Origin of the sequence: Streptomyces sudanensis (assembly GCF_023614315.1) — a bacterium.
Classification (GTDB): Bacteria; Actinomycetota; Actinomycetes; order Streptomycetales; family Streptomycetaceae; genus Streptomyces; species Streptomyces sudanensis.
Window position 1 is genome coordinate 691,911 of sequence record NZ_CP095474.1, and the last position, 16,033, is coordinate 707,943.

13 protein-coding genes, 2 tRNA genes and 1 pseudogene are annotated in these 16,033 nt (G+C 73.4%); 4 read left to right on the plus strand and 12 right to left on the minus strand.

Annotation, left to right across the window (positions count from 1 at the left end):
- Window positions 1–64: 64 nt before the first annotated feature.
- Window positions 65–1,516 carry a catalase gene (locus MW084_RS03000; protein WP_010469128.1) on the minus strand — a complete coding sequence of 484 codons (1,452 nt, stop codon included), beginning with the start codon at window positions 1,514–1,516 and terminating at the stop codon, window positions 65–67.
- 141 nt (window positions 1,517–1,657) lie between these two features.
- On the opposite strand from MW084_RS03000, the gene MW084_RS03005 reads away from it, so the two are divergent.
- A complete protein-coding gene (locus tag MW084_RS03005; protein ID WP_010469127.1) occupies window positions 1,658–2,074 on the plus strand; it encodes a Fur family transcriptional regulator in 417 nt (138 codons plus the stop codon).
- A gap of 120 nt (window positions 2,075–2,194) precedes the next feature.
- Here the strand turns inward: MW084_RS03005 and MW084_RS03010 are convergent.
- The 4 genes and pseudogenes from MW084_RS03010 to MW084_RS03025 form a co-directional block, all read right to left on the minus strand.
- A tRNA-Met gene (locus tag MW084_RS03010) sits at window positions 2,195–2,268 on the minus strand.
- Between the two features lie 49 nt (window positions 2,269–2,317).
- Window positions 2,318–4,234, minus strand: a complete 1,917-nt coding sequence (locus MW084_RS03015; protein WP_029553341.1) for a tetratricopeptide repeat protein — start codon at window positions 4,232–4,234, stop codon at window positions 2,318–2,320.
- A 191-nt stretch (window positions 4,235–4,425) separates the two neighbouring features.
- A tRNA-Met gene (locus MW084_RS03020) sits at window positions 4,426–4,499 on the minus strand.
- Between the two features lie 168 nt (window positions 4,500–4,667).
- Window positions 4,668–7,593: pseudogene (locus MW084_RS03025) on the minus strand (UPF0182 family membrane protein); the annotation flags it as partial.
- 152 nt (window positions 7,594–7,745) lie between these two features.
- On the opposite strand from MW084_RS03025, the gene MW084_RS03030 reads away from it, so the two are divergent.
- On the plus strand, window positions 7,746–8,303 hold the full coding sequence (locus tag MW084_RS03030; protein WP_010469122.1) for a PPA1309 family protein: 558 nt from the start codon (window positions 7,746–7,748) through the stop codon (window positions 8,301–8,303).
- 105 nt (window positions 8,304–8,408) lie between these two features.
- Here the strand turns inward: MW084_RS03030 and MW084_RS03035 are convergent, their stop codons facing one another.
- The 4 genes from MW084_RS03035 to MW084_RS03050 form a co-directional block, all read right to left on the minus strand.
- The gene (locus MW084_RS03035; protein WP_010469120.1) at window positions 8,409–9,497 is read right to left on the minus strand and encodes a YlbL family protein; all 1,089 of its coding nucleotides are present in this window, start codon (window positions 9,495–9,497) and stop codon (window positions 8,409–8,411) included.
- 60 nt (window positions 9,498–9,557) lie between these two features.
- Complete coding sequence (locus MW084_RS03040; RefSeq protein ID WP_010469118.1) at window positions 9,558–9,728, minus strand: hypothetical protein; 171 nt, start codon at window positions 9,726–9,728, stop codon at window positions 9,558–9,560.
- A gap of 115 nt (window positions 9,729–9,843) precedes the next feature.
- Complete coding sequence (locus tag MW084_RS03045; RefSeq protein ID WP_010469117.1) at window positions 9,844–10,305, minus strand: molybdenum cofactor biosynthesis protein MoaE; 462 nt, start codon at window positions 10,303–10,305, stop codon at window positions 9,844–9,846.
- A gap of 89 nt (window positions 10,306–10,394) precedes the next feature.
- On the minus strand, window positions 10,395–11,504 hold the full coding sequence (locus MW084_RS03050) for an SDR family oxidoreductase (protein WP_010469116.1): 1,110 nt from the start codon (window positions 11,502–11,504) through the stop codon (window positions 10,395–10,397).
- Between the two features lie 191 nt (window positions 11,505–11,695).
- Between MW084_RS03050 and MW084_RS03055 the strand changes: the two genes are divergently transcribed.
- Window positions 11,696–13,123 carry a zinc-dependent metalloprotease gene (locus tag MW084_RS03055; RefSeq protein WP_010469115.1) on the plus strand — a complete coding sequence of 476 codons (1,428 nt, stop codon included), beginning with the start codon at window positions 11,696–11,698 and terminating at the stop codon, window positions 13,121–13,123.
- Window positions 13,120–13,635 carry an NUDIX hydrolase gene (locus MW084_RS03060; protein ID WP_010469114.1) on the plus strand — a complete coding sequence of 172 codons (516 nt, stop codon included), beginning with the start codon at window positions 13,120–13,122 and terminating at the stop codon, window positions 13,633–13,635. Before MW084_RS03055 ends, MW084_RS03060 begins: the two co-directional genes overlap by 4 nt.
- Window positions 13,636–13,684: 49 nt before the next feature.
- On the opposite strand, the gene MW084_RS03065 is transcribed toward MW084_RS03060, so the two are convergent.
- From MW084_RS03065 to MW084_RS03075, 3 genes are all read right to left on the minus strand, one after another.
- Window positions 13,685–14,440, minus strand: a complete 756-nt coding sequence (locus MW084_RS03065) for an AIM24 family protein (protein WP_010469113.1) — start codon at window positions 14,438–14,440, stop codon at window positions 13,685–13,687.
- Between the two features lie 22 nt (window positions 14,441–14,462).
- Entirely contained in the window at window positions 14,463–15,143 is a 681-nt protein-coding gene (locus tag MW084_RS03070) for an AIM24 family protein (RefSeq protein ID WP_010469112.1), read from the minus strand.
- Between the two features lie 13 nt (window positions 15,144–15,156).
- The coding region (locus tag MW084_RS03075) for an AIM24 family protein (protein ID WP_275563457.1) at window positions 15,157–16,033 on the minus strand (877 nt) is incomplete at its 5' end.

Below are 16,033 nucleotides of genomic sequence, written 5' to 3' on the forward strand. Positions count from 1 at the left end.
CGCGGAGGGGCCGGCNCCCCGNGGGGGGCCGGCCCTTCGGCCCGCGCCGGGCGGGCCGGTGCGGTCAGCCGCGCAGGGCGCGGACCGCCGCCTCCAGCCGCTTGCCGAAGTCCGCGTCGGCCCGGCGGAAGTTGCCGATCGCCCGGTCGGCGACGTCCTCGCGCGACACCTGGGAGATCGAGCCGGCCAGGTTCCCGATCAGGCGGTCCTTCTCCTCCTCCGTCATCAGCCGGTAGAGGTTGCCGGCCTGGACGAAGTCGTCGTCCTCGGCGTGGACGGGCGCCGGGTGGTCGCCGGTCGTACCGGCCACCGGGATCGGCTGCCACAGGGGGCGGCCGGTCTGGTGCGGGCCGCCGAAGCTGTTGGGCTCGTAGTTCCTGGCGCCCTTGTGGCGGCCGTCGTACAGGTGGCCGTCCCGGCCGTGGGTGCGGGCCTCGGTGGCGTGCGGGCGGTTGACCGGCAGCTGGTCGGCGTTGACGCCGACGCGGTAGCGGTGGGCGTCGCCGTACGCGAAGAGGCGGCCCTGGAGCATCTTGTCGGGCGACGGGCCGATGCCGGGCACGAAGTGCGCCGGGGAGAAGATCGACTGCTCGACCTCGGCGAAGACGTTCTGCGGGTTGCGGTTCAGCTCCAGCCTGCCGAACTCGACGACCGGGTAGTCGGCGTGCGGCCACACCTTGGTCAGGTCGAACGGGTTGAAGCGGTACGTCGCGGCGTCGGCGGCCGGCATGATCTGCACGCCCACCGTCCACGTCGGGTACTCGCCGCGCTCGATCGCCCGTCGCAGGTCGCGCTGGTGGGAGTCGGGGTCCTCGCCGGCGAGCCGGTCGGCCTCGGCCTGGGTGAGGTTCCTGATGCCCTGGTCGGTCTTGAAGTGGTACTTGACCCAGAAGACCTCGCCGGCCTCGTTGTTCCACTGGAACGTGTGCGAGCCGAAGCCGTCCATGTGGCGGTAGCTCGCCGGGATGCCGCGGTCGCCGAACAGCCACGTCACCTGGTGCGTGGACTCCGGCGACAGGCTCCAGAAGTCCCAGACGTTGTCCGCCTCCTGGGAGCCGGTGTACGGGTCGCGCTTCTGGGTGTGGATGAAGTCGGGGAACTTGACGGCGTCCCGGATGAAGAACACCGGGGTGTTGTTGCCGACGAGGTCGTAGTTGCCCTCCTCGGTGTAGAACTTCACCGCGAAGCCGCGCGGGTCGCGCACCGCGTCCGCCGCGCCGAGGCTGCCGGCGACGGTCGAGAAGCGCAGGAAGACCTCGGTCTCCTTGCCGATCTCGGAGAGGAACTTCGCCCGCGTGTACGGCGTCACGTCCGCGGTCACGGTGAACGTGCCGTAGGCGCCCGCGCCGCGCGCGTGGACCACGCGCTCCGGGATGCGCTCGCGGTTGAAGCGCGCGAGCTTCTCCAGCAGGAGCTGGTCCTGGAGCAGGACCGGGCCGCCGACGCCCGCGGTTTCGCTGTTCTGGTTGTCGGCGACCGGCGCGCCGGCCTCCGTGGTGAGCGGTCCCTGCGTCATGTGCGCCTCCTGCGTGTGGGCAACAGTCCCGTCCTCGGCCGAAGCCGAACCCGATCCTACAATGGACAATGTCTAAGTCAAGGCCACATCCAAGACAACACAGGTTCGGAACTGCGCTCCTCCCCTGTTACGCTGAACCGCATGAGCGACCTGTTGGAACGCCTGCGCGGCCGCGGCCTGCGGATGACCGCGCAGCGCCGCGTCGTGGCCGAGGTCCTCGACGGAGATCACGTCCATCTGACCGCCGACGAGGTCCACGCCCGCGCGGCCGAGCGCCTGCCCGAGATCTCACGGGCGACCGTGTACAACACCCTGGGCGAGCTGGTGAGCATGGGCGAGGTCCTGGAGGTGTCGACGGACCGCCGGGCCAAGCGGTACGACCCGAACGCACACCGCCCCCACCACCACCTCGTCTGCGCGGGCTGCGGCACGATCCGCGACGTCCGCCCGACGGGCGACCCCCTGTCGGACCTCCCGGACACGGAGCGCTTCGGCTTCGCGGTGTCCGACGTGGAGATCACCTACCGCGGCCTCTGCCCCGGCTGCGCGGGCGCCTGACCCGCGACGCGAAGGGCCCGGGAGCACGACGCTCCCGGGCCCTTCGCCGTCCCGCGGACCCCGGACCCGGGACGCGAGAACGCCGAAGGCCGGATCCAAGGATCCGGCCTTCGGTTTCAGTAGCGGGGACAGGATTTGAACCTGCGACCTCTGGGTTATGAGCCCAGCGAGCTACCGAGCTGCTCCACCCCGCGTCGGTGAACACCACCTTACGGGACGGCGCCGACCAGCGCAAATCCCTCACTACGCCGTCAGCTCCTGGTGCAGGGCCTCGCTCAGCCGGGCGGCGCGCTCCGCGACCTCCGCCGGGCCGAGCTCCTCGGCGCGGGCGCACCACCGCCGCCCCTCGGCCAGCTCGCCGCGCCGGGCGGCGAGCAGCGCCAGGCGTAGCGCGGCCCGCCCGTGGCCGGCCCGGGCGGCCCGGCTCCACCACAGGGCGGCCTCCCGCTCGTTGCCGTCGCGGGCGAGCAGCAGCCCCAGGTTGAACGCGCCGTTGCGGCTGCCGGCCTCGGCGGCCTCCCGGTACCAGCGGGCCGCCTCCCCGACGTCGCCGCGTGCGGCGGCGAGCATCCCGACCCGCACCTGGGCGCGGCGGTGGCCCTGCTCGGCGGCCCGCTCGTACCACTCCTCGCACTCGGTCTTCGGCGCCTGCGGCTGGCCGAGCGTGTGCGGCTCGGGCGGCGGCTGCCGCGCGTCGAGGACGGTGGCCAGCCGGAACGCCGCCTCGGCGCTGCCGCCGCCGGCGGCGCACCGCAGGTGCCGCTCGGCCTCCTGCTCGTCGCCGTCGCGGAGCCTGGCCATGCCGACCTGGAGGGCCGCCTCGGTGTGCCCGGCCGCCGCGGCCCGCTCGTACCAGTCCAGCGCCGTGCGGTCGTCGCCCCGGCCCGCGTGGAGGATGCCCAGGTTGAACGCGGCGTCGACGCTGCCCGCCTCGGCCGCCTTGGAGAACCAGGGCTCCGCCCCGTGCGGGTCGCCCGCCTGGAGCAGGAGGATCGCCAGGGCGTTGGCCGCCTCGCGGTGGCCGGCGTACGCGGCGCGCCGGTACCACTGCTCGGCCTGGGCGGTACGGCCCTGGGCCGCGGAGAGCAGCCCGAGGTTGTAGGCGCCGTTCACGTCGCCCGCGTCGGTGGCGGCGCGGTACCAGCGCTCGGCGGTCTGGTACTCGCCGCGGGCGGCGTGCAGGGCGCCCAGCGCGTTGGCCGCGTTGCCGTCGCCGTCCTGGGCGGCGCGCAGCCACCACACCGCGGCGCTCTCCTCGTCGCCCGCGTCGCGCAGCAGGAAGCCGAGGGCGCAGGCGGCGCGCGGCTCGCCGTCCTTCGCCGCCGTCAGGTACCAGCGGCCGGCCTCCTTCACCTCGCCCCGCTTCTCCAGGATCACGCCCAGGTGCAGCGCGGCCCTGCGGTGCCCGCGCGCGGCGGCCTGCCGGTACCACTGCTCGGCGCCGTCGGTGCTGTCGGCGCCGTCGGCGTTCGGCCCCGTCGCGCCCTGGCGGGTGCCGGCCCCGTGCTCGCCGGCCCGCTGCTCCAGGGCGCGGGCGAGCCGGTACGCGGCCTCGCGGTGGCCCTGCTCGGCGGCGACGCGCAGCCAGCGCTCCGCCCCGGCGTCGCCGCGGTGCTCCATGAGGTCGGCGAGGGCGTACGCGCCCAGAGCGTGGCCCTGCTCGGCCGACTGGCGCAGCCAGTACTCGGCGGCGGGCTCGTCGCCGCGCTCCCGGTGGTGGCGGCCGAGGGCGTGGGCCGCGGCGGCGGAACCGGCGACGGCGGCGACGCGCCACCAGCCGGCGGCCTCGTCGGGGTAGCCGCGCTGGTGGAGGAGGACGCCCAGGTTGTTGGCGGCGGCGCGGTCGCCGGCGGCGGTGGCGGCGCGCAGGTAGGGCTCGGCCCCGTCCAGGTCGCCGCGGCGCAGCAGCATGGCACCGAGGGCGCTCATCGAGGCGGCGTCCCCGTGGTCGGCGGCGCTGCGGTGCCGCGCCTCGGCCTCGACGGTGTCGGCGGTGGCCTCCGCGAAGTCCGTCGCGGCGTCCGTCGCGGCGGCGTCCCACGCCTCCGCGCCCTCCGCCGCGACATCGGCGTGGTCCGTCGCCTCCGCGGCCTCTCCGGCGTACCGTCGCTCGAACCGCCCTGTCTCCAACAGCGTCGCCCTGCCCCCCATGCATGTCATCGTCGCACCACCCGCAACCGCCTACATCTGGTTATATCGCAGCCAGTGAGGTCACTTCAGCGTTTTGTCGACATGCCCACAGAGAGACAAGTCAAACACGTCACACTCCAACTCCCGCCGGGAGGCGCGGTTTTCGGACCGGCACATGACCAAGGCCCGGATCCTGGAAGGATCCGGGCCTTGGCTTTCAGTAGCGGGGACAGGATTTGAACCTGCGACCTCTGGGTTATGAGCCCAGCGAGCTACCGAGCTGCTCCACCCCGCGCCGTTGTGTGATCCACCGTATCACGGTGCGGGAGGGGCCGTTCGCGGCCCCGTCGCCGACGCCCTGGCGGGGGCGCCGTCCGGCGGGGCCGCGTCCGCTCAGCCGGTGCCGCCCGGGGACGCCGGCGGCGAGGCGGGCGGGGACGGNNGTGCAGANNNGTCNGCAGNNTCGGGGACGCCGGGGCGGACGGGGCCGGCGAGGGCTGCCGGTCGGCGGAGCCCTTGCGCCGGGCGTCCGCCTCCGCGGCGTTCCGGAGCGCGTCCGCCAGCTCCCGCTGCGCCTTGCCGTACGCCTCCCAGTCGCCCTTCTTCAGCGCGGCCTCACCGTCCGCGAACGCCTTCTGGGCGTCCGCGATGGCCTGCTTGAGCGCGGCCTCGCCGGTGACCGGCGGCCTCGGCTGCTGCGGGGTGTCCGACGGCGGCGTGGTCGGCGTCTCGCCCTCCACTCCGAACACCGCGTTGAGGGCGGCCCCGAGGCTGTCCTCGAACACCGTGGTGTCCTTGGTGGCGTCGCCCTCCGGCTTGCTCGCGTCGATGTACGACACGGCCACCTTCTTCAGCAGCGGGTAGAGCGCGCTGCGGCCCTGGGCGTAGACCGGCTCGACGTACAGGAACCCGCCGTCCAGCGGCACGGTGAGCAGGTTGCCGTACTCGATCTCCGAGTCGGCGCCCTTCATGTCGCGGACGAACGTCGCCACGTCCGGGAGGCTGTTGAGCTTGCTCTGCACCTGGGCGGGTCCGGGCACCTCGGACGTGACCCTCAGGAGCCTTATCCGTCCGTAGCCCTCGCTGTTCGCGTCGGCGTCGACGGCCATGAAGCCGCCCAGGTTGGGCCGCCCGTTCGGGGTGAACGTCGTCGTCAGCGAGAACCGCTGCCTGTCGTCCCCGGGCATCTTCAGGCTGAGGTAGTACGGCGGGACGGCGTTGCCGTCCTTCTTCGTCGGGTCGGCCGGCACCTGCCAGGCGTCGGAGCCGCTGTAGAACTGGGCGGCGTCGCGCACGTGGTACCGGGTCAGCAGCTCGCGCTGGACCTTGAACATGTCCTGCGGGTACCGCAGGTGGGACTTCAGCTCGCCGCCGATGGCGCTCTTGGGCTGCACCGTCCCCGGGAACGCCTTCATCCAGGTCTTCAGGACCGGGTCCTCGGTGTCCCACTGGTACAGCTTCACCGTGCCGTCGTACGCGTCGACGGTGGCCTTGACCGAGTTCCGGATGTAGTTGACCTGGTTCTGCTGCGCCACGACCGTGCGGGCCTGGTTGCCGGCGGTCAGCGAGTCCGCGGTGCTGTCGCCGAGGGTCGTGCGGGAGGCGTACGGGTAGCCGTTCGTCGTGGTGTAGGCGTCGACGATCCACTGGATGCGGCCCCCGACCACCGCCGGGTAGGCGTCGCCGTCGATGGTCAGCCAGGGGGCGACCGCCTCGACGCGCTCCTTCGGCGTGCGGTTGTAGAGGATGCGCGAGCCCTCGCCGATGGCTCCCGAGTACAGGATCTGCGGCTCGCTGAACGCCACCGCGTACGCGGCGCGGTTGAAGGCGCCGGACAGGCTGACGCCGCTGTCGCCGCGGTAGCTGGTGGTCCGCTCGCCGTTCGCCTCGTAGTCGAGCTCCTTCTGCGGGCCGCCGACGATCGAGTACTGCTCGGTCTTCTCGCCGTAGTAGATCCGCTGCTCGTACTTGGGCATCAGGCCGGTGGTCGGCAGGCCGCTCTCGGTGAAGACCGGGGAGCCCGTGGCGTCCACCGAGGTGCCCGTGGCCATGATCGCGCCGAAGCCGTGGGTGTAGGTGAAGTGGTCGTTGATCCAGTTCCGCTTCGGGATGCCCCTGATGTTCAGCTCGCGCAGGCCGACGACCATGTCCTTGCCCTGGTACCGGTCGACGTCGAGCGTGACGGGGAACTGGTAGTACTTCCGCTTCTGCTCCAGCTGCTGGAACGTCGGCGAGACGATGTTGGGGTCGACGAGCCGGTAGCTGGCCGCGGCGTCCGAGTCCCGGCGCAGTTGCTCCTTCGCCTTGACGGTGGCCTTGCCCGAGTAGTTCTCGGGGATCGTCGCGTCGATCGCGTACGCCTTGCGCGTCGCCTCGATGTTCTTCTTGATGTACGGCGCTTCCTTGGCCTGCTCGTTCGGCTGGACCTGGAACTTCTGGACGATCGCCGGGTACAGGCCGCCGATCAGGATCGCCGACAGGACCATCAGGCCGAAGCCGATGACCGGGAGCTGCCAGGTGCGGCGCCACAGCGTCGCGAAGAACAGCAGGGCGCAGATGACCGCGATGCAGAAGAGGATCGTCTTCGCCGGCAGGTAGGCGTTGGCGTCGACGTACCTCAGGCCCGTCCAGTTCCCCGCCGCCTTGAAGTCGCTGGACTTCACCGCCAGGCCGTACCGGTCGAGCCAGTACGCGACGGCCTTCAGCGACACGAAGACGCCGAACAGCACCGACAGGTGGCCCGTGGCCGCGGCCGTGGCGCGCGCGCCGGGACTGGTGACGCGCAGCCCGCCGTAGAGGTAGTGGGTCAGGGCCGCGGCGATCAGCGAGAGCACCGTGGCCGCGAAGCCGAAGCCGAGCAGGAAGCGGTACCAGGGCAGGTCGAACGCGTAGAACGCGACGTCCATCCGGAACTGCGGGTCCTTCGTGCCGAAGGGCACGCCGTTCGCCCACATGAGCCAGGTGCGCCACTGGCCGGAGGCGGACGCGCCGGCGATCAGGCCTACGAGCGCCGAGATCGCCAGGAGCACCCACTTCTTGTACGGGGCGACGCCCATGCGGTACCGGTCGAGGCTCTGCTGCTCCAGCGACATCGCGCTCAGCGGCGGTCGCAGCCGGTGCGCGAGCCAGATGTTCAGCCCGACGGCGAGGGCCATCAGCAGACCGAAGGCGGCGAACATGCCGACCTTGGTCCACAGCGTGGTGGTGAAGACGGACGAGTAGTCGACGGAGCGGTACCAGAGCCAGTCCGTCCAGAACCCGGCGAACATGACGAAGAGCATGGCCAGGACGGCCAGCACCCCCAGCGTCATGAGCAGGGTGCGGGCCCGCCGGGAGGGCCGGCCGACTCTGATCCGTGGCCCGGTCGGGCCTCCGCCGCGGTCCGGCATCTGGAAAGCCAACGTGCGCCCCTCGAGTTCGCGGTCGTGTGTGTCGCCTGGGTGGTGCGGTGGCCCCGGTTCCCCGCGGGCCCCACTGATGCAACTTACTGAAGCTTTACCTGGTTCCCGTCTCCGGGTCGAGAAGAGGCAGGATATTGACCATGTCCAACGTTTCCCCCTCCGGCCCTCCGATGGCCGCCGGCCCGCTCACACGCGCGGTCCTCGAGATCGACGAGTACGCCTCGGGGCTCGGCTGGGACCGGCCGGCCCGCCTGTTCGCCCTCGTCGACACGGTGCGGCTGCGCGCCGACGAACCGGGGCTGGCCGCCCGGCTCGGGCCCGACTCCGGCGGGTCCGCCGCGCCGCTCACCCCGATCGAGCAGGGCGAACTGCCGGCCGGAACCCCGCTCGACGAGTTCCTCGCGACGGTCGCGTGGCCCGACGCGGTCGCCGGCTGCGCGCTGACGGTGGAGCGGCTCATGCTCCCGCCGTCCGCCGAGGGGTCCGTGCCGGACGGCCTGGACGAGGCGGGGCTGGCGAGGTGGGTCGCGGCCCACCCGGACCGGCAGGAGGTGCGGATGACCGTGGCCGTCCTGCGCGGCGGGGCGCGCGAGTCGGCGATCCGGCTCCGCGAGAAGGACTCCCCCACCGAGGTCCTGACCGGTTCGGACCTGGTGCCGGGGCTGGCGGACGCGCTGGCCGCCACGTTCGAGGACTGATCCCGGCCGTCCGGCCTCCGGACCGGGTCCGGAGCGGTCCCGGTCCGGAGGGGAGGCCGGGCGGGCCCGGTCTCCCGGAAGCCGGGCGGGCCCGCGGGCCGGGCCTCAGCCCCGCGAGCAGGCGGGGAGGTCCGCGGTGTCGCCCTTGCGCACCTTCTCCAGCGACTCCACCGCGTCCGCGATCGTGTCGACCCTGATCAGCCGCAGCCCCTCGGGGGTGCCCGACACGGCGGCCGGGCAGTTGGCGGCGGGGGTGAGGAAGTACGTCGCGCCGGCGTCGCGCGCGCCCACCAGCTTCATCTCGATGCCGCCGATCGGGCCGACCTCGCCGGTCTCGTCGATGGTGCCCGTGCCGGCGACGAAGCGGCCCCCCGTCAGGGACCCGGGGGTCAGCTTGTCGACGATGCCGAGGGCGAACATCAGGCCGGCGCTCGGCCCGCCCACGTCGTCGAGCCTGATGTCGATGCGGAACGGGAAGGTGTGGTCCGTGCCGGCCCGGATGCCGACGACGGCCCGGTCCGCGTCCTTTGCCCGCACGGTCGTGACGGTGACCTCCTCGGTGGTGGCCGGCTCGCGGCCGGCCTTCTCCGCCGCGGCGGCGTCCGCGGCCGGGACGACGGTGAAGTCGACCGGCTTGCCGGGCCGCCGCTCGGTGACGATCTCCGCCACGTCCCCGGGTTCCCGCACGGGCCTGCCGTCGACCTCCCTGATCACGTCGCCGGCGTGCAGCCTCCCCTCGGCGGGGCTGCCCTTCTGGACGGAGGAGACGACCACGCGGGACGCCACGGGGATCTTCAGTTGCCGGAGGGCCGCGACGCGGGCGCTCTCCTGGGACTGGCTGAACTCCTCGGCGTTCTCCTGGGTGGACTGCTCCTCCGTCTTGCCGTCGGGGTAGAGCGTGTCGTGCGGGACGACGACGCTGTCGTCGGCGAGCCATCCGGTGACGGCCTCGGCCAGGTTCATCCGGTACTCCGCCCCGGTGACCCTGACCGTGGTCATGTTCAGGTGGCCGGATGTGGGGTACGTCTCGTGGCCGGAGATGCGCAGCACCGGCTCGCCGCCCGAGTCGCCCAGCGTGTTCACCGTGGGGCCGGGGCTCATCTCGGAGTAGGGCACCGGAATGAGCACTCCCGCGCAGAGCAGCACGATGAGGGTGAGGGTGGCGGTGAGCATCGTCACGGTGCGGCGCGGCATGGAACGACAGTACGGGACCGGTTCGCCCGTGCACCCGTGGGGCCGCCGTCCGAGGTGGTCTCAGGCGGCTCCGCCGCGGGAGGGCGGCTTCTCCATCGCGTCGCGGAAACGCGCGTAGCCGTCCTGCTCCTCCAGGTCCTCGGCGGTACGGCTCCGCGCCGCCCAGCCTCCCCAGATCGTGGCGCCGACGGCGGCCGACAGCGGTATCAGCAACCAGACGAGTGCTGCCATGACGACCTCCCCAGGTGAGAGGAGCGGCCGATCGGCGGACCGACCGGCTCCCCTCTCCACGCTGCTGCCGGACAGAGCATTGCGCAAATCGGGCTAAAGGTGACGCCCGAGTGGATCAACAGGCGCCGACCCACTCCTCGGTGCCGTCGGAGAAGCGCTGGTGCTTCCAGATCGGGACCTCGTGCTTGAGGTCGTCGATGAGCCGGCGGCACGCCGCGAACGCCTCCGCGCGGTGCGGGCACGACACGGCGACGACCACCGCGAGGTCGCCCACCACCAGGTCGCCCACCCGGTGGACGGCCGCGAGGGCGCGCACGGGGAAGTCCGCGGCCACCTTCTCGGCGACCCGCCGCAGCTCGGCCTCGGCGGTGGGGTGGGCGGAGTAGCCGAGCGCGTCGACGGCGGCGCCGCCGTCGTGGTCGCGGACGGTGCCGACGAAGAGGGCGGTGCCGCCGGCGGAGTCGTCGCCGACGGCCCGGAACACCTCGTCCAGGGAGAGCGGCGTGTCGCGGATCGCCAGGAGCCGGATCGGCCGGTCGGCGGCGCGCTCGCCGGGGTGGTCGCAGCGGGAGGCCATGCCCCCATCGTGCCGTACGCCCCCGCCCCGGTGAACCGNCCCCTCGCCTTGAGGACCCGTGTCACCGGCCCCGTGTCACCGGCCCCGTGTCACAGGCCCCGGCGGCGGCGGGCCCGGCGGACGAGGGCGGCCGTGCCGAGGAGGGCCACCGTGGCGCCCGCCGCGCCCGCCGCCGTGGCGTCCTTGCGGCCGAGGCGGCGGCCGGCGACCGTGCGGCGGCCGGCGACCTCCTCCAGGAGGGCGGCCAGCACCTCCTCGTTGGTCCAGGACGGGCGCCAGCCCGCGTCGTGGAGCCGGCCGACGCTCACCACCCACGGGTGCATCGTGTACGCGAGGTCGCCCGCCGGCGACGGGGTGAGGCCGATGCGGTGCAGCCGGGTCGCCGCGCCCAGGGCGACGGCGGACGGCAGCTCCATCCGCCGGATGCCGCTGAGCTGCTCGACCTCCTCCTGCTCCAGCCACCCGTCGCAGCCGACCGCGAACTCCCCGTCGACCTTCCCCAGCGCCGCGTACTCGAGCGCGCTCACCAGGTCCTCGACGTGGCAGAACTGCCAGGCCGGCCGCGACCCGGCCACGACCAGCAGCCGGGGGGACTCGAAGTAGCGGGTCAGGGCGGTGTCGGTGCCCCCGACGAGGACGGCGGGGCGCACGACGGTGATGTCGAGTCCCGGGTGCGCGCGGGGCGCCCGGCGCGCGAGGCGCTCGATCTCCAGCAGGTCGCCCACCCCGGTCGCCTCGGCGGTGGCCCGCAGCTCGGCGTCCTCGGAGAGCGGGACGTCGTTGTCGGGGAGGGCGCCGTACACCATGGCGGAGGTGCACAGGACGACGCGGCGGACCCCGGCCGCGGCGGCGGCCGTGAGCACGGTCTGGGTGCCGCGCACGTTGTACGCGGTACGGGCGGCGGGGTCGGTCTCCAGGTCGAGGTCGATCGCCAGGTGCACCACGACGTCCGCGCCGCGCAGCCTCTCGGCGATGGCCGGGTCCCGTACGTCCAGGGTGTGCCACAGCGCCTCGGGCACCTCGCCGCGGCGCTCGTCCACCGCGACCACCTGCCGCACCTCCCCGGACGCGACGAGGCGCCGGGTCAGCAGGTCGCCGACGCCGGACGCGGCGCCGGTGACCGCGACGACGGGGCCCCGGGCGGCCGGCGGGGCCGGGCGGTTTCGCGCTGCGCGAACCTGCGGATCTGGGGAACTCACCAGGCGTCTCCAGCGGTTGTCTTCAGTGCGTACGCGGACGACGCGCACGTACCAGGTGACGTCCATCCTGCCGCAGCGGGTGCGCGAGCGGAGCACCGAACCCCGGACCCGGCCGTGATGTCTACGCTGGATGTGATGTCGGGCAACCGCCGTCGGCACCAGGCCGGCGGCCCAACGAGCCGAGGAAACCCGTGAGCGACACCCCATTCGGATTCGGCCTTCCGCCGGAGGAGCCGGACGACGGCGACGAGGGCAAGAAGAAGCCCGAGGGCGGTGCCGGCCCCTTCGGGTTCGGCGGTCTGCCCGGCGGCCAGGGCGGCGCGGACAACCCGCTCGCCGCGATGTTCGGGTCGTTCGATCCCGCCGACCTCGGCGCGGCCTTCCAGCGGCTCGGCCAGATGCTGAGCTACGAGGGCGGGCCGGTGAACTGGGACATGGCCCAGCAGATCGCCCGCCAGGCCGTCGCCCAGGGCACCCCGGACGGCACGAAGGACGCCAGCGTGGGCCCCGCCGAGCGGAAGGCCGTCGAGGAGGCCGTCCGCCTGGCCGACCTGTGGCTGGACGACGTGACGTCCCTGCCGTCCGGGTCGGCCACCGCGGTCGCCTGGTCGCGCGCGGAGTGGGTCGAGGCGACGCTGCCCGCCTGGCGGCAGCTCGTCGACCCGGTCGCGGAGCGCGTCGGCACGGCCATGGGCGACGTGCTGCCGCAGGAGATGCAGGCCATGGCGGGCCCGCTGATCGGCATGATGCGCTCCATGGGCGGCGCCATGTTCGGCCAGCAGATCGGCCAGGCCGTGGGCGTCCTCGCCGGCGAGGTGGTCGGTTCCACCGACATCGGCCTGCCGCTCGGCCCGGCCGGGAAGGCCGCGCTGCTGCCGCTGAACGTCACGGCGTTCGGCCGCGACCTGAGCGTCCCGCCGGACGAGGTGCGGCTGTACCTGGCGCTGCGCGAGGCGGCCCACCAGCGCCTCTTCGCCCATGTGCCGTGGCTGCGCTCGCACCTGTTCGGCGCGGTCGAGGGCTATGCGCGCGGGATCAAGGTCGACACGTCCAAGCTGGAGGACGCGGTCGCGCAGCTCGACCCGTCCAACCCCGAACAGCTCCAGGAAGCCCTGCAGCAGGGCATGTTCCAGCCGGAGGACACCGCCGAGCAGAAGGCGGCCCTGGCCCGGCTGGAGACGGCACTCGCCCTGGTCGAGGGCTGGGTGGACGCGGTGGTGCACGCGGCGGCCGGATCCCGGTTGACCTCGGCGGACGCGCTGCGCGAGACGCTGCGCCGGCGCCGCGCCTCGGGCGGCCCCGCCGAGCAGACCTTCGCGACGCTGATCGGCCTGCAGCTGCGGCCGCGCCGGCTGCGGGACGCCTCGCGGCTGTGGGCCTCGCTCACCGACGCGCGCGGCGTCGACGGCCGGGACGCCCTGTGGACGCACCCCGACATGCTGCCGACGGCCACGGACCTGGACGACCCGGACGGCTTCGTCCACCGGGAGCAGATGGACTTCTCCGAGCTGGACAGGATGCTCGGCGAGGCCGCCGACCGCCCCGGCGAGGACGGCCGGGACGGCAAGGGCGGCACCGGCGGGGACGGCCGGGACGGCAAGGGCGGCACCGGCGAGTGAGCCTCCACGACGACGCGGTCCTCGTGCTGAAGGGGTACGAGGACCAGGAGGACCTGCGCCGCGCCTACCTGGAGCACCTCGCGGCGCACGAGGACGCGATGTGGAGGACCTGCGCGGCCGGGCACCTCACGGCCAGCGCGCTGGTGGTGGACCCGGAGCGCGGCCGGGTGCTGCTGACCCTGCACCGGAAGCTGCGCATGTGGCTCCAGATGGGCGGCCACTGCGAGCCGGGCGACCGCAGGGTGGCCGCCGCGGCGCTGCGCGAGGCGACCGAGGAGTCCGGGGTCCCGGGCCTGGCGCTGCTGCCGGGCGGCCCGGTCCGGCTGGACCGGCACCCGACGCCCTGCGCCTGGCACCTGGACGTGCAGTACGCGGCGGTGGCGCCGCCGGACGCGGTGGCGGCGATCAGCGAGGAGTCGCTGGACCTGCGCTGGTTCGCGTACGACGAGGTGGCCCGGGTGGCCGACGGGTCGGTGGCCCGGCTGGTGGAGGCCACCCGGGCGCGCCTCTGACCCGGCGGGTGCGGGCAGGGGGCGGCTCGCCCCCTGCCCGGGTGCGCGTTCAGTTCCAGGCGTTGTCCTGGTTCCGGCCGCGTGCGCCCTGCCCGCCGACGCCGAACTGGGCGGCGGCGCCCGAACCGATCTGCGCGTTCTGCGGGGGCATGACCTCGCTGGGCTGGACGAGGGCGAAGCCCTCGCCCAGGAAGTTCAGCTCCCAGCCCTCTCCGGTGTCGCCGCGGCGCCGGCGGATGTTCGACGAGTGGGTCTGCGCCTGCATCTGTACGCGCAGCGACGACGACCAGGCGACGATCGCGTCCGCGTCGACGTTGACGTACTTGTCCGGGGTGACCTGGAGCATCAGCGGCCGGCCGGACGTCATGAGGGCGACCTGGCCGCGGCCGGAGATGTTCAGCTGGTACTTGCCGGAGCCGGAGATGCCGTACTGGCTGTCCACGGCGATGACCTCGGTGTGCAGTGCCGAGTCGAGCGCCAGCACGTAGGCGCTGTCCACCGTCAGCCCCTCCTGGTCGACGTCCACGACGTGGATGTGCTGCGCCAGGTTGGCGAGGTAGACGGTGCCCTGCCCGGAGCAGCGCATCAGGTCGAGCCCCTCGCCGGTCTGGGCGCGGGCCGCGCGCCGGCCCTGGTTCTGGTACTCCCCGTCGAAGTCCATCAGCCCCTGGTACGCCACCATGGCGCCCTTGCGGGCGAGGACGTCGTCGTGTCCGGTGAGGGCGACCCGCAGGAGCTGCGGGTTCTGCACGGTGTACCGGTCCTGGCTCTGCTGCTCGACATGGCTGAAAAGCGGGCTCTGCATGATCTGTCTCGCTCCCCCCGGCTCAGTGCCGGATCCGCAGGCGGTCGGTACTGTCCTCGCTCGGCTGGACGACGACGACGCCCCGGCCCGAGAAGGCCATCTGGTACGCCTCGCCGCTGCCGCGCCCGATCAGGGAGGACGCCTTGAAGCTGCGCTTGCCCTTCACCTTCAGCGTCGGCGACCAGGCGACGAGCGCGTCCGGGTCGACGTACGTCTCGTCGTCGCCGCTCCCGCAGTCGACGACGACCGGCGTGCCGCGCGAGGTGAGCGCGACCCAGCCGGTGCCGGCGATCTGCACGTTCCACAGTCCCTGGCCGGCGAACTTCGCCATGCCCTTGACGCGCTCGACGCCCCACCTGAGGTGCGCGTCGAAGGCCAGCACGTTGGTGCCGTTGACGGACAGGGCGTCGTCGTCGAGGTGGACGACGACCACGTCGGCGCCGTAGTCCGCCAGGTACAGCAGGCCGTCGCCGGAGCACTTCATCAGGGGCGCGCCCTCGCCGGTGACCCAGGAGGAGGCGACCTGCCGCACGGCGGGCGGGTTCGGCTCGTACTGGACGAAGCCCTCGTACGCGACGACGGACCCGGTGCGGGCGAAGAGGTCCTGGCCGGTGGCCATGACGACCTTCAGCATGGCGTTGCCGTGGTTCTCCATGCGGGCCGCGGCCGGGGTCGGGGCGTAGCCCATGAGCTGCTGGTTCATTCTTCGGGCTTCCTCAGACCTCGTACGGCTGGACGACGACGAAATTGCCGGGGGCGCCCCGGAACTGGAGGTTCACGGTCTCGCCGCTGTGCCCCGGGTAGGCGTTGCGCCGCAGCCGGACCTGGCTGGAGAGGATCACCTGGGAGGCGGCCGACCAGGCCACGACGGCGTTGCAGTCGGCGAACGTGGTCGGCGTGACCGGCAGGACGACCGGGATGCCCCGCGTCTTCACGACGACCGTGCCGGTGCCCTGGAACAGCATGGTGAACAGCGCGCCGCCGGGGATGCCGTGGCCCTCGATGCGGCGGACCTCCCGGTGGAGCGACTCGTCGAACGCGAGGACGTTCTCGGCGGAGACGCAGATCCCGTCGCCCTGGAGTTCGATCGGGTGCAGGTGGGCGCTGTCCTCGGCGAGGAACACCTGGCCGCGGCCGGTGCAGCGCATGAGCTGCATCTCCTGGCCGGTGGCGTTGCCGACGACGCGGCCGGTGAACCCGGCGCCCTTGTAGCCGAAGTCGACCTTCCCCTGGTACATGACCATGCTGCCCTGGCGGGCGAGCACCGCGGTCTGCCCCATGGCCAGGTCGACCCGCATGAGCTGCGCGTTCTGCTGCGTCCAGCGCTGGCCCGTGGGCGTCTCCCGGTACTTCTGGAGCGCGGCCGCGAGCCCCGCTCCCCGCGGCGCCCCCTGCGGGACGCCGTACGGGGCGCCCGCGGGCGGCGTGCCGTACGGGGTGCCCGCGGGCGGCGTGCCGTACGGGGTGCCCGCGGGCGGCGTGCCGTACGGGGTGCCTGCGGGCGGCGTGCCGTACGGGGCCGGCGCGCCGTGCGGCGGCGTCTGGCCGGGCGCGTGGCCGTGGGGCGGCTGGGGGTGGTGCGGGTGGCCGTAG